The organism is Mucilaginibacter sp. UR6-1 (assembly GCF_020880975.1).
In the GTDB taxonomy this organism is placed as follows: Bacteria; Bacteroidota; Bacteroidia; order Sphingobacteriales; family Sphingobacteriaceae; genus Mucilaginibacter.
On the sequence record NZ_JAJIWP010000003.1, the window covers coordinates 578,266 to 592,627 of the forward strand.

12 protein-coding genes are annotated in these 14,362 nt (G+C 45.5%); 6 read left to right on the forward strand and 6 right to left on the reverse strand.

Annotated elements, in window-relative coordinates:
- Window positions 1-159 precede the first annotated feature (159 nt).
- A complete protein-coding gene (gene trxA, locus LJ707_RS12995; RefSeq protein ID WP_228951593.1) occupies window positions 160-456 on the forward strand; it encodes a thioredoxin in 297 nt (98 codons plus the stop codon).
- 90 nt (window positions 457-546) lie between these two features.
- Entirely contained in the window at window positions 547-693 is a 147-nt protein-coding gene (locus LJ707_RS13000; RefSeq protein ID WP_228951595.1) for a hypothetical protein, read from the forward strand.
- 5 nt (window positions 694-698) lie between these two features.
- Here the strand turns inward: LJ707_RS13000 and LJ707_RS13005 are convergent, their stop codons facing one another.
- Window positions 699-3,608 carry a T9SS type A sorting domain-containing protein gene (locus tag LJ707_RS13005; RefSeq protein WP_228951596.1) on the reverse strand — a complete coding sequence of 970 codons (2,910 nt, stop codon included), beginning with the start codon at window positions 3,606-3,608 and terminating at the stop codon, window positions 699-701.
- A gap of 312 nt (window positions 3,609-3,920) precedes the next feature.
- Here LJ707_RS13005 and LJ707_RS13010 point away from each other — a divergent pair, with 312 nt between their 5' ends.
- Window positions 3,921-4,490 carry a YceI family protein gene (locus tag LJ707_RS13010; RefSeq protein ID WP_228951599.1) on the forward strand — a complete coding sequence of 190 codons (570 nt, stop codon included), beginning with the start codon at window positions 3,921-3,923 and terminating at the stop codon, window positions 4,488-4,490.
- A 79-nt stretch (window positions 4,491-4,569) separates the two neighbouring features.
- On the opposite strand, the gene LJ707_RS13015 is transcribed toward LJ707_RS13010, so the two are convergent.
- The 3 genes from LJ707_RS13015 to LJ707_RS13025 all read right to left on the reverse strand — a co-directional run bounded on the left by LJ707_RS13015 (window position 4,570) and on the right by LJ707_RS13025 (window position 8,719).
- Entirely contained in the window at window positions 4,570-5,013 is a 444-nt protein-coding gene (locus tag LJ707_RS13015; RefSeq protein WP_228951602.1) for a DUF2147 domain-containing protein, read from the reverse strand.
- A 292-nt stretch (window positions 5,014-5,305) separates the two neighbouring features.
- Window positions 5,306-5,659, reverse strand: a complete 354-nt coding sequence (locus LJ707_RS13020) for a response regulator transcription factor (protein WP_228951604.1) — start codon at window positions 5,657-5,659, stop codon at window positions 5,306-5,308.
- Between the two features lie 60 nt (window positions 5,660-5,719).
- On the reverse strand, window positions 5,720-8,719 hold the full coding sequence (locus LJ707_RS13025; protein ID WP_228951605.1) for a PAS domain S-box protein: 3,000 nt from the start codon (window positions 8,717-8,719) through the stop codon (window positions 5,720-5,722).
- 233 nt (window positions 8,720-8,952) lie between these two features.
- Here LJ707_RS13025 and LJ707_RS13030 point away from each other — a divergent pair, with 233 nt between their 5' ends.
- Window positions 8,953-10,128, forward strand: a complete 1,176-nt coding sequence (locus tag LJ707_RS13030) for a GAF domain-containing sensor histidine kinase (protein ID WP_228951606.1) — start codon at window positions 8,953-8,955, stop codon at window positions 10,126-10,128.
- A gap of 5 nt (window positions 10,129-10,133) precedes the next feature.
- Here the strand turns inward: LJ707_RS13030 and LJ707_RS13035 are convergent, their stop codons facing one another.
- Window positions 10,134-10,355 (reverse strand): PspC family transcriptional regulator, encoded by a 222-nt coding sequence (locus tag LJ707_RS13035; RefSeq protein WP_228951607.1) that lies wholly within the window; start codon window positions 10,353-10,355, stop codon window positions 10,134-10,136.
- A gap of 1 nt (window position 10,356) precedes the next feature.
- Window positions 10,357-11,643 (reverse strand): DUF2851 family protein, encoded by a 1,287-nt coding sequence (locus LJ707_RS13040; RefSeq protein WP_228951608.1) that lies wholly within the window; start codon window positions 11,641-11,643, stop codon window positions 10,357-10,359.
- A 267-nt stretch (window positions 11,644-11,910) separates the two neighbouring features.
- Between LJ707_RS13040 and LJ707_RS13045 the strand changes: the two genes are divergently transcribed.
- Both LJ707_RS13045 and LJ707_RS13050 read left to right on the forward strand, forming a co-directional pair.
- Window positions 11,911-13,224 (forward strand): MFS transporter, encoded by a 1,314-nt coding sequence (locus tag LJ707_RS13045; protein WP_228951609.1) that lies wholly within the window; start codon window positions 11,911-11,913, stop codon window positions 13,222-13,224.
- Window positions 13,225-13,297: 73 nt separating this feature from the next.
- Window positions 13,298-14,362: a M20 family metallo-hydrolase gene (locus tag LJ707_RS13050; RefSeq protein ID WP_228951611.1), complete on the forward strand. Its 1,065-nt coding sequence runs from the start codon at window positions 13,298-13,300 to the stop codon at window positions 14,360-14,362.

Consider the following 14,362-nt stretch of genomic DNA (forward strand, 5'->3'; position numbering starts at 1 on the left):
TTTTAGAATGCATATTTAACGGGTTATGGTTTGTATATCATCAAGACGGTATTGTTTTGATAATGGTTGCAAATACAGCCATTTTTTTTGACATTTAATAAACCATCGGCCTAAACAAGTGCAGGCGCACGCTGTTGTATCATCAATAAACATACTATTATGGCAAGCTTTCAGGATATCATCGCATCAGAGAAACCGGTACTGGTTGATTTTTCGGCCGAGTGGTGCGGCCCTTGTAAAATGATGCCGCCCATATTGCAGCAGTTAAAAAATGCCGTGGGCGATAAGGTTACCATCATAAAAATAGATGTTGACAAGAACCCTTCGGTAGCTAACGCCTATAACATTCAAAGCGTACCCACGCTGATGGTATTTAAAAACAGCGAGAGCAAGTGGCGGCAATCCGGCGTTATACAGGCGGGGCAACTTGAGCAGGTGCTTAATCAGTTTATTTGATTAATAATCAGTACTGTAATTAAACTGATACTTTACGGTTTTAAACCTTTGCTGCCTGTGCCCCTCTATTGTGTATAAAACTTACACAATATGAAAACTAAATTAAACACCATACGCACCGACTTATATAATGTATTAGTTGAAGGTAACGCCAGCAGGCAACAAATGGCAAGGGTATTTTTTGTACTGTTTATTCCGTTGTATGTGCTTTACGCATCAATAGGGCATATTCACTAAAAACGTTAATTGGTTTTAATAACCCGCTTTACAATGGTTTGCTCATCCTGTTTTATCATCACCAGGCAAACGCCCTGCGGCATCTTGCTGATATCAATAGTTTGCGAAAAATCAGTATCGGCTTTAGCGTAATCGTTATTGCTGTAAATACGCCCGCTTATGGCATCGGCCACGCTGATGTTCACCTTGGTTTTACTATCGTTCTTAAAGCTTACGTTAACATATTGTGTTGATGGATTAGGGAACAGGTTGATAGTATACCCGGCAGCAGCTTTAGCTATAGTATCGGGCTTTTGGCTTATGTTGCCAATGCCTTGCTTAACCGACATGATAACCTTTTTTGACAGGCTGCTTGTGCTAACCGTATCAGTATTATCACCCTTATAAACAGGCATCACAAATACCGGGGTTTCGCTTATGTTTACCGCGAACTGCCCGTTAGTTACCTTACGTTTACTTACAGCAAGCGAGCCCGCCTGTGGTGTAAACACCCGCGCCGAATCAATACCCGGCAGGTTAAGCGTGTATTTGCCGGTAAGGCCCTTTTCATTCGGAATATACATTATATAGGCTGATTCGCCATTAAGGACATACCGGTCAACCACCGGGCTGCTGCTTAATGATTCGGCATAGGCGTATTTGCCCAGCACCTTGTTAAACTGGTTAATATAGTCTGCCGCGAGTTTACGGGTACGGTTTTGGGTTAACAGGCCCGATGAGCTGTATTGTACCGGGTTATCAATGTTATCATCATAAGCCTGGTAAAAAAATAACCTTTCAACGCCGCTGCGGGCATAAAGCAACGCGGTACGCAATATCCAGTCGGCTTGGGTTTGCTCAATGGTTTTATTGCCGATAGGTATGGCGCGTATAGGGCTGTAGGGGTTAACATCGTAACCGGCCTCGGTAACCCAAACCGGCATATTATAACAATACTTTTTAGCCAGTTCAACAAAATCCCGGGCTTTTTGCATTGTATTGTTCACCTCCGGTGCCATACCGCGTGTTGGTACCGAGTTAGGTATCATTTCGGCATCGTGCGAGTACCAGTGATAGTTAATCACATCCCAGCAAAGGTTTACGGTACCATCAGCCTTATACCCGCGGTTTATGCGGCACCATTGTATCATGCCCATCACATACTCGGGGTTGGCTGATGCAAGGCCGCCCATTACCACCTTCATATTCGGGTCGGCATTTTTTACTCCAACACCCGGGCCCATGGTGTTTTTATGCCCATCGTAAAAGGCCGAGAGGTTGGCCGCGTATTCGTAGGCTGTTTGATAGGCTTTGCGGCCTTTCCACCATTTATCGCGCTCGTTATCACACTCAATATATTTTACGTAGTTAAGGCCTACGCGTACGGTATTGATCGGGTCGTCCGTCCACCTTGGCGAGCTGTTTACCGATAATAATTTTTTATTAACTGATTTATTGCTGCCATACCGCGCGGCATACTGAAAGGCTACTTTAGCCTGTTCCAGGTACGATTTCGGGTCAGCGTAATCAGCGCCATATTTTACCGGGATGTTCTCCGTATCTCGCTCACCTTCGGGGTATGATTGCAGCAGCCAGTTAGGCAGCGTTTTCAAATCGGCAAGTACCATAATGTTATTTTCATAACAGGCTTTGTACATGGCATCATAATTCCAGCCGCCGCTGTGTGTAGGGGCATAAGTAAAACCGCCCTGCTGTGATTCAAGCTTTTCCCAATCCATATAATGCCGCACCTGCGAGAATGTACGCATGGCCGACAGGCGCTTGGCCTCAACCACAAACGGATCGTAAGGGCTTTCAAAATCCCACTCAAAGGCATTAACACCCATAAAATTCTTTAAAGGGTATGCCGTAGTTGCAGGTGCTTCAGTGTCGGCAGGGATACTGCCGGGTGCGCTGGTTGTGTTAATATAATTACCGTAAAACTCAATTTCGGTAGGGAACTGGTACCAGCAGTTAAGCACTATGTACTTTACGTTGGTGGCAATGGTATCCAGGGTAAATTGGTCCGCACGTTCAGGGTAGGGGCCAACCCACCTGTTCCAGTATCCGCCGCGGTAAGTGCCAATAGCAGTGCGTTTGCCGGCACTGTCAATAACCGATACGGTAAGCGGATAATCGCCCAGGGCGCCGGTATAGTTAAAGAATTTTATTTTGGCGATGTCTATCCGCTGGCCATCAGGCACGGGATAGTAGGCATCGTAATTATTAAAAAGTTTACCCCAACCGGTAGTCACTTCGGTTTCGGTAATGCCGTCAAACAATCCGCCTAAACCATCGCTAACATTATTTAGCTGGTACCAGCGGCTTAATTCAAGCGGTAGCTTAACATAGCTATCCGTTGGTTCAGTAACCGGCGGTGTGGTAGGGGTGGCAGGCGTACTGCCTGTTTGCTCGGCCACAAGCTCAATGCTTGCAGGCGTTGCAAGCGTGGTATCCTGCTCGCCGTAGGCAAATACCTTTTGCGGTATATTGTTGCTGTATTTATGTACTATGATGGCATCAGCCTCAACCGGCGCGGGCAGATCAATGGTTTGAAAGATGCCGTATGCCGGGCCTGTAAAATAACCAAGCAAGGTACGCTCAGTACCATTCAGGGCGTATATTTCAGCCGGCTTATCTTCAAATACCCCGGTGTAATCATAAAGCTTTAATTGCGATATGCGGCTGTGGTATTTAAACCTGAGCATAACATCGGCATATACAAAGTTATTTTCCCAGGCTTCGGGCACCAGCGAGGTCAAATCATCACTTAACCATGACGCGTAATTTTGACCGGTGTTTTTGTTTGTTGATACTGATACGGTTTCAATACGCCCGGCAGGAGTTTGGGCAAATACCGGAACCGAAAAGGCCAGTAAAGCCAGCAGAATAATTGTTTTTACAATACGGTAGATAGATCGTTCACACAAATTCATAACCAACACTTTATACAATACATCCGGTTAACGTACCGGCGGCATCGTTAAATTAATCAGGGATTTAGTGTGTTATACGGATATGTATCGGTTATGTTACGGGGCAAGTATTTGTTGCATAATAATACTTGTTAATAAACGCTTTAATGGATTGTGTTAACACTAATAAAGTATAAATTTGAACTTCTGTAGCTGATTATCATCCATGTGTAATATAATAGATGTTTAAACAAATAAATTTTTAAACACTAAACCTATTATTACATTTGTACTCCAAACACGTAAATAATACCATTTAACAATAAAAAGACAATGAAAAAAACGATTATCCTTTTAGCGGCTGTATTAATGCAAACTGCGGTTTTTGCACAGTCATCATGGAAGCTTGACAAGGCTCATGCTAACCTGAAATTTACTACTACACACATGATGCTGTCTGACGTTGACGGCCGTTTTAAAGATTTTGATGCCACCATCACTTCATCAAAAGCTGATTTTAGCGATGCTACATTTGATTTTACCGCTCAAACAGCCTCAGTTGATACTGATAACGAAAAACGCGATGCCCACCTTAAAAGCGGCGACTTTTTTGATGCTGCCAAATACCCTACCATCAGCTTTAAAAGCACTAAATTAACACCAGCGGGTGCCGGTAAATTTAAAGTTACAGGTAACTTAACCATGCACGGTGTTACTAAACCAGTAACGCTTGATCTTTGGTTCCGTGGTGCTAAAGTTAGCCCGATGACTAAAAAAGATGTTGCCGGTTTCCAGGTTAATGGTACCATTAAACGTACTGATTTTGGCGTAGGTACAGTACCTGCAGCCGTAGTAAGCGAAGAAGTTGAATTTAAAGCTAACGGCGAGTTCGGTAAAGCTTAATTGATATTGATTAATCAGTATTCGATATATAGAAACAAACAGGGCGTATCCAATTGGGTACGCCCTGTTTGTTTCTGTGCTATTTTACCCGCCTGAAGATCATGGTGCGGCCAATAAATTTTACGTGCCAGTAGCCCTTTACTTTTAACACATCCTTATCGGCCAGTTTGGCCGAGGCATTCCAGGTTTTGCCGCTTTTGGCCTCGTATATGGCGCCATCGTTGTAACTTTTGCTATCGCGATCATATACCAAACCGGTTACCACATCCATACCTAATAATTTGCGGTTGCGAAGTTTTTCATCAGGATTGTGCTTGTCGGTCCATTCGTTCATGGGTTTGCTGTCGTCATCCTTAAACCAAACCATTTTACCGCGATACTCATTACCTTGCTTATACATTTCAACCACCATCTTCTTATCCTCTGATGTCCATTGGCCCAGTATAGCATCACCGTTGTTTTGGGGCGTGTTGTTTAGTGTTAGGAGTAATGTTATAGCGGTTGTGAGGAGTGTTTTTATCATGGGAGAGGTAGTGTATAATTAAGCGTCAATTGCGGGTTTAACCGTTTTGTCATGCTGAGCTTGTCGAAGCATTCGCCGCTTGGTTAGTCCCTCGCTCGTCCTTCGACAGACTCAGGGTGACAGTGGCTATGCTTTTTTCATTTGCACGTTGCCTGTCCTAAACAGATTGCTTCGTACCTCGCAATGACGTGGTTTTTAATGATGTCATTTCGAAGCGATAGCGAGAAATCTGTCTGCGTTCGTAATCAAGCGAGAGATTTCTCCTCGTACCTCGTTCGAAATGACATGTTATTTAAATACTCGGCTTCGCTATAAGTGCCTCTATTTTGCCCAGCAGATCATTCATCTCGAATGGTTTGGCCAAAAAATCGTCGGCACCGGCCTGCATGGCCGAGTCCTTAATGTCTTTACTTGCCGATATCATGATCACCGGGATGTGTTTCTTGGTATCATCGGCCTTGAGGTTTCTGCATATATCACGCCCATCCTCGCCGCTCATCCATATATCAAGCAGCAGCAGGTCGGGCAGGTTATCTTTAAGTGAAAGTACTGCCGAGCCCTCAACGGTTGAGGTAACGGCATAGCCTTCAAATTCAAGCAGCATCTCAACGGCATCCACAATACCCGGGTCATCGTCTGCTATCATTATCTTTTTATGTTTAAGGCCTGTCATCTATAATAGGTAAAGTACATTATCAATAATCAGTTAATTTTCGGGCTGCGCAGGCAGGCTAAAGTGAAAGGTTGAACCTTTGCCTTCTACACTGTTTACCCACATTTTGCCGCCTTCGCGTTTTATTATTTCTGAGGAGATGTATAAACCGAGCCCCAACCCCGGAAAAGTATGTTGTATGTTACCGCTTACACGGTAAAATTGCTCAAACACCCTGTTTTGTTTATCAGGTGCAATACCAATACCAAAATCCTCAACACTTACAGTAATTTCACTGTCGGTACGTTGGGTACGCACAATTATGTCACACTCAGCGGGTGAATACTTAATTGCGTTACTTATCAGGTTAACAATTACCTGGCTAAGCCTGTCCCGATCTGCGTATATTTTCCCGGTGTGGGTAAAATTTTCTACAAGTGTGTGCTTAACTGTGGTGTGCTGCAAGTCGTCCATTACCTCTTTAACCAGGCTGTTAAGGTTAAACCAGGTTTTATTGAATTGCAGCTTGCCTGAATTTATTTTGGTAACATCCAGCAAATCGCCAATAAGGTTGGTAAGGCGGTTTATCTGGCTGTCCATGCGGGTAACCATTGATGCCTTGGTATGTTCGCCCTCTTTGGTAAGCATGGCCCCAAGCACCTGTGCGTAAGCCTTTATGCTGGTAACGGGCGTTTTAAGCTCATGGCTGGCAATGCCTAAAAAGTCGTCCTTTTGGCGTTGCAGCAGTTTATGCTGATCAATATCGGTATTGGTGCCAAACCATTTTATTATTTGCCCATCGCTGTAAAACGGTAATGCCCTTGAAAGATGCCATTTATAATCACCCCTGGCATCACGCAGCCTGAACTCTACCTGGAAAGGTTCGCCGGTATTGAGCGCGGTTTGCCAGGTATCAAGCGTATTTTGTAAATCATCAGTATGTACCAGGTTTTGCCATCGCGAGCCGCTAATACTCTCAGCCGCCGCACCAAAATAATCAACCATCCGGCGGTTCACATAATCAACGTCGCCGGTAAGGTTAGCCGTCCATAGCTGCACGGGCATAAAATCAGTAACAAAGGCAAATTGGTTTATTTGCTCGTTAAGTTCGCCGTTGGTTTGCTGTAATTTTTGGTCAATAAGCGTTTTCTCGGTAATATCAGTACATGAGCCTATGTAGCCTGCAAAGCTACCGTCGGCATAATATTGCGGGTTGCCTTTGGCCACGCACCACAGTATTACGCCATCCTTACGTATCAGCCTGAAATTTGATACATAAGGCACCCTTTTTTCGCGGGCACCAGCAAAATCACGTTCGGCAGCCAAACGGTCATCCTCAACAATAGCGTTTATCCAGCCGCCGCCCAATACCTGCTCATAGGTTTGGCCGGTCCAGTCCAGCCAGGTTTGGTTGGCATAGCTAACATTGCCATCCTGGTCGGCCATCCACAATGCCGTTGGCGATGCGGATGTTATGTTGTATAAAAGGTGCTGGCTCTCCTGTAATGCTTGCTTATCGGCCAGTTCCTGCCTCAGGTCGCGCGCTATACTGGCACGGCCTGCAGGTTCGCCGGTTATGGGGTCATACACCAATATGGTTCTGCCCTCAACAGGTATAGGCTCGCCGGTTTTAAAATGTTTATAAACAACCGTGCCTGCCCATATGCCTTTTTCGGCCATGCTTTGGCGGTGTTCGGCCATTATCTTTTCCAGCTCGCCGGGCATTACATAATCAGTATTAGGGCGCTGTGCATCCTCAATGCTGTCAAGGCCTATCATTTGGCGGCCATAGGTATTTACATAGGTAACAAAACCATCAAGGTTTGAGAGAGCTACAAAAACGCTGCTGTTATCAACCAGGGCCAGTAGTTTATCCTTCTCGCTGTTGGCCAGTATTTCGGGGCGCATATCTCGGCTTACCGCCGCCAACCCGGTGGTTTTACCCGTCATAGGGTCATCAATGCGCAGCGCGTTTATATGTACCGGTATGGGCAAGCCGTTATCAACGTTGCGGTAACGCATATTGCCACTCCATTTGCCTTTTTTTAGCAATACCGGCAACACCTCATTTTGCAGGCGCTCAACATCCTCCGGCATAAAAATATCCGTGCCGGGCATTCCCTCGGTTGTTTGCAAGCCCAATGCATGCTGGCCGGCTTTATTTATATAAGTAAGTTTATTATTAAGGTCGGCAACGTAAATAATATCATCACTGCTTTCAACCAGTGCCGATAGTTCGCGCTGCTGCCGGTTATCTTCAACCTCGCGGGTAATATCCCTCGCGGTACCGGCAAAGCGGTAAGCAATGCCATCATTATTAAAATAAGCCTGCCCTTTGCATTGCAGCCATCGTAATCTTTTATCGGTAGCGCCAATGGTACGAAACTCACAAAAGTATTTGCCCTCAGCGCCCGAATTTACATCAAGCGCGTGTTGTACTGTACGGTTAACACGGCCTGCGTCATCAGGATGAATATTGTTAAGTACCTCGTTATAGGTTGTTACATCATCCGGCGGAAAGCCATAAAGCTCTTTACAGCGTTCGTCCCATGTAATAATGTTATTAAGCGGATCAAGGTCCCAGGTGCCCAGTTCACCGGCATATAGGGCAAAGCGCGTGCTTTGCTCACTTTCGTTAAGCTTTTTACGGGTTAGTACCAGTTCGGTAACGTCGGTAGCGGTATTAAGTATGCCCCAAACGCGGCCGTCGGTGTTTTTTAGCGGTTTATAGGTAAAGGTAAAATAAAAGCTTTGCAGGCGTCCATCTACAACAAGGTCAACACGGTCTTCAGCGGCTTCATAAGCTATGCCGGTGTTAAATACATTGCTCAGCAGATCATGAAAGGGTTGCCCTTCCAGTTCGGGCAGGGCCTCATGCAATGTTTTGCCTATTACATTGCTGCTTTTTCCCCAAACCTTCAGCATAGCATCATTAACAAGCCTTACAAGCATCTCGGGGCCAACATACAGACCAACTGCCGTAGGCGACTCCTCAATGAGGGTGCGAAAAATATCGTCGTTAAAACTGGCGTCAGGTGTGGAGGTCCCGGTCATTATTTTAATAAAAGCTTGTAAATATATACCATAATCTATATTTTAATTGACTATATATAATCACTTGGATTGTACATTTGTTTTAATGAATTTTTAATTAACGATATGTTAAAATATTGCCTATAAACTAATTGGCATGTGCTTGTAAATTAAAGTTAAACAGATCAAAAAGTAACCAATTAACACCAGTATACGTATAACATTCACCCTGTAATTTAATAGTTTTAGTAAACATGAATACCGCGCAACTGCCAGCTAATGAGCTATCAAGACTTGAGGCATTATACAAAACCGAATTGCTTGATACACCGCAGGAACAGGAGTTTGATGATATTGTAAGGCTGGCATCTGACCTGTGTAACATGCCTATATCACTCATAAGTTTGGTTGATGCCAACCGGCAGTGGTTTAAGGCGCGTGTGGGGCTTGATGCCACCGAAACCAGCCGTGATATATCATTTTGCAGCCACGCCATTTTGCAGGACAATATATTTGAGATACCTGATGCCCGGCAGGACGACAGGTTTTTCGATAATCCGCTGGTAACACACGATCCATCAATCCGTTACTATGCCGGTGTGCCTTTGGTTACCAGTACAGGCAGCCGCCTGGGTACCCTTTGCGTTATTGACCGTGTACCCCGCCATTTAAACGAGCGGCAGCGTTTTGCGCTAAAGGTATTGGCTGATAACGTGATAAAAGTGGCCGAACTGCGCATCAAGAACAAGCATCTTAATTATTTAACACAAACCCAAAAACGCATTATATCTATACTGGCGCATGATGTGCGCAACCCGCTGGCATCGTTAAAATCAGTCATCGAGTTTCGTAATAACGATTTGCTGGATGAGGCTGAAACATCAAGCATGATGGGCTCCATCAGTTTGCAGTTAGACAGCACGATAGATATGATAGAAAACGTGGTGAACTGGGGCGAGATGCAGCTTAAATTTGATAAGTTCAATTATGATAACATCGATCTGAGCGACCTGGTGCAGCGCATTGTGGGTTCGCAGGTATTAAATAACCGCGACAAGGGCAATACCCTGGTTAATGCCGTTGACAAGGAGTTTATAGTAAATACCGACAAGCGTGTGCTTGAGTTTATTTTACGTAACCTGATGAGTAATGCCAATAAATTTACCGAGAACGGCACCATTACCATAAGTGCTGTAAGAGATGGCAAGCAAACCGAAATTAAAGTGACAGATACGGGTGTAGGTATGTTAGAGGGCAAGGCCGAGCAATTATTTAACGGTACCGAGAACGGCACCACGCAGGGTACACAAAACGAAAAGGGCAACGGCTTGGGCTTGCTGCTGGTAAAAGAATTTGTTGACCGCATGAACGGCAGCATATCAGCACACAGTAAACAAGGCGAGGGTGCCTGCTTTAAAATAGTACTATAAACGGCTTACAGATCGGTAAGGCGGGTGCGGGTACGCTTAACGTAGTTGCGGATATCAAGCACAATACCGGCAAAAAAGTAAAATATAAGCGGGAAACCTACGGCCAAAAACGAGGAGTAGATAAAGAAAAGACGAATTTTGGCGATAGATACATTGAAGCGGCCCCCAAGGTAGGTACATACCCCAAAAGAGTAACGCTCAAAAAAGGTGATTATCCTCTGCAACATATCAGTTCAGCTTTAGTATTTTATTTCCAACGGAGCAATCAAGGCATTTCTTATAATCGCAGTAATTATTTTTTAACTCGAGCAATGCCTGGCTTTCAAAAGCCGTTTTTATTTTCAATCCCAAGTTAACAAAATCCGCGGTAATGTTGTTTGTTTCGGCAGGTAAACTTTCTAACAACTTTAATGCGCGGTTTATGTGGTACTGCTGCTTATGCTGTTTGCCGTAGGTAAATAAAAACAACGCTACCGTATTCAATAGCAAAATATTAGCTGATGCCCGCCCCAGGTTTTTGGGCGATGGCTTGCTTTCGGCATCAAAGCGGTAATGGTTTTCCCAATAGGGGTGTATGCTGATACTGTCAAACAATCCGCGCAAAATTTCAACTTCGCTTATCTCCAGTATTTTGCTCAGCAAATGGTTTGATTGCATAATGAGCCCTGCAAACTGCGCCAGCCTGATGGTCGGGAAGTTTTGCGGCCGCATACGCATGAATTTCCATAAATGGTTATCAATGGGTTTAAGGCCGTGTTTATGTTTGAGGTATTGGTATTCGGTTTTTAGTTTCTGCGGATAATCGTCGGTTACATCGCCATCCAAAAAGCCCGCCTGCCCGAATACCAGCGCCTCAATTTGCAGCGGATTGTTTTTGTGCTTGGCCAGCGTGATCTGCGGCAGCGAGCGGGCCAGCAACTCAAAGGGCAGCGCATTGGTTTTAAAACCGAAGTTGGCCGCCAAAAACTGGTAAAAAGTTTCTTCCCAATCTCCGCGATTGGTTTCAAGGGTATTCAAAACCGCTTCCGAGCGTTTTTCGAGCCGCTCCACCAATATACGCGACAGCCAATTGCTCATAGTAAGGCTATCTACAACCGTAATGTTAGCCTCGCAGGGGATGAACTGCCGCTCGCCAAAAATGAGCCTGTGGTAGCGGTTATACAGGTCGGGCGAAATGCGGTTATGCAGTTCAAGTGTGGGCAGCCGGCGGCCATTGGGCAGGGTAACCGGGGCATCATCACGGTAAACCACGTGCAGTATTACGTTATCATAAGCCTTATCGTTAGTGTGGCCGTGGCGCTGCCAGTCGGCCGAGGATAGGTGCAGCTCCACATTGCCTGCCCAGGTAGTTTCGCCAATGCGCAGGCGTGCATTATGAAAATCGGGTCCGGCATGTTTGTTATGCATGCCTGCCGAATAAATTTCTATCTCATCACCCTCAACGGTTTTAAGCTCGGCACGGTCAAACAGCCTGAACTTCCATACATAGTGCAAAAAATCCTCGGTGATAAGCATGCTGCAAAATAATGGTTTTGGTTGAGATTTTGAATAGCGGCTTTATTCCGACTCACCCTGTCATCGCTAACGCTCGACATCCCTCTCTTCGCAAGCGAAAAGAGGGAAGAAGTAATAACCCTCTTTTCGCCAAAGGCGAAGAGAGGGTGGTCAAACGAAGTGAAGACCGGGTGAGTTTTCACCTTTCACCTTTCACCTTTCGCCTTTCGCCTTTCACCTTTCACCTTTCGCCTTTCACCTTTCCTCCCAAAAAGCTACTTTTAACCCATGAACCAAACAGCAACCGCACCTACCACCGCCGAACGTCTTAAATCAATCATTGGCGGCTCTATGGGTAATTTGGTGGAGTGGTACGATTGGTATGCCTATTCGTCATTTTCGCTGTATTTTTCTGATTCCTTTTTTAAGGATACTGATCCTACCGTGCGGCTGCTGAATACGGCAGGTATATTCGCTATCGGTTTTTTAATGCGGCCTATAGGCGGCTGGCTGATGGGTATGTTTGCCGATAAAAAGGGGCGTAAAACGGCACTCACCTTTTCGGTATTGCTGATGAGTTTGGGTTCGCTTATCATCGCCATCATTCCGTCATACGATAGTATAGGCGTTTTCGCGCCGCTGTTGCTGTTGCTGGCCCGTATGCTGCAAGGCATCAGCGTAGGCGGCGAATACGGCACCAGCGCTACCTACCTCAGCGAAATGGCCGACAAAAAGCACCGTGGTTTTTACTCCAGCTTTCAATACGTTACATTAATAATGGGGCAGTTGCTGGCCATGGGCGTACTGGTACTGCTGCAAAGGGTATTTTTGTCCGAAGATCAGCTACATGCCTGGGGCTGGCGCATTCCGTTTGTAGTGGGCGCCATGCTGGCCATTATTACCATGTACCTGCGCCGCAGTTTAAAGGAATCATCATCATACCAAAACCAGAAAAACAGCGCCAACCCGTTAAAGGGTACACTACGGGCATTGGCACAACACCCAAGGGCGGTACTTACCGTAGTAGGGTTAACGCTTGGTGGTACCGTGGCCTTTTATACGTTTACCACCTACATGCAAAAATTTTTGGTTGATACCAGCAAGTTCAGCAAGCCGGAGGCATCGTTAATATCAACCCTCTCGCTGGTGTTTTTTATGCTGCTGCAACCCTTATTCGGTTTATTGAGCGATAGGATAGGGCGCAAACCTTTGCTGGTTGCCTTTGGCATATTGGGTACACTGGTAACCATACCTGTGCTTAACGCATTGAGTAATACACACGAAGCTATGCCGGCCTTTATGCTGATTATGCTGGCACTGGTGGTAGTAAGCTGCTATACCTCTATCAATGCCGTGGTTAAGGCCGAGCTTTTCCCGGCTAATGTGCGTGCTTTGGGGGTGGGCTTTCCGTATGCTATAGCGGTATCATTATTTGGCGGCACGGCGGAGTATATCGCCCTGTACCTAAAAAGTCAGGGTCATCCCGAATGGTTCTTCTACTATGTTACGGTGTGTATATTTATATCATTGCTTATATATGGTACCATGAGCGATACCCGCAAGTCATCAAAAATTGAGGACGAATATACCGGCGAGGTATAGCTTTTCAAAAAATCAATAATCAGCAAAAAAGCTTATTTTTGCGCCTTACCAAACGGGAACTACCCGGTTTTATATGACCGATAAACAGCACCTTTTTCAGCAGGCGGTGCAGTTGCTGCAGCAACTGATCGCGACACCCTCATTCAGTAAAGAGGAAGACCGTACTGCCGACCTTATAGAACAATTCTTAAAGCAGCATGGCATCGAGGTTCATCGTAAGCTTAACAACCTTTGGGCATGGAATAAACATTTCGATCCGGCTAAGCCAACCATCCTGCTTAATTCGCACCATGATACGGTTAAACCTAATTCAGGCTACACCCGCGACCCTTTCGATGCTAAGATAGAGGACGGTAAACTGTACGGTTTAGGTAGTAATGATGCCGGTGGTTGCCTGGTATCGCTTATAGCTGTGTTCATGTATTTTTATGAGCAGGAGGGTTTGAAATATAACTTCTGTTTGGCTACTACTGCCGAAGAAGAAATATCCGGCGTTAATGGTCTGGAACTGATCATCCCCGACCTGGGTAAGCTTGATTTCGGCATAGTAGGCGAACCAACCCTGATGCACCTGGCCATTGCCGAAAAGGGCCTGATGGTGTTGGACTGTACCAGCCACGGTAAAGCGGGCCACGCCGCCCGTGAGGAAGGCGATAACGCCATTTACAAAGCGCTTACGGATATTGAATGGTTCCGCAACTACAGGTTCCCGAAGGAATCAGAAGTGTTTGGGCCGGTAAAAATGTCGGTAACTATTATCAATGCCGGTTCGCAGCATAACGTGGTGCCTGCAAGCTGCACCTTTACGGTAGATGTGCGCGTTACTGATGCTTATCGTAACGAGGAAGTGCTGGAGATCATCCGTGAGCATGTAAACTGCGAGGTTAAGCCGCGTTCTATTCGCTTAAAACCATCATCAATTGATAAAGCCCACCCGATAGTGCAGGCCGGTATTGCTTTGGGCAGAGATACCTATGGTTCGCCAACCACGTCAGACCAATCATTGCTGGATATTCCATCCCTGAAAATTGGTCCCGGCGATTCGGCACGTTCACATACGGCTGATGAATTTATTTATGTGAATGAGATAGAGCAGGGTATAGGTATATATATTGATATGCTGGAACAAATTTGCTGA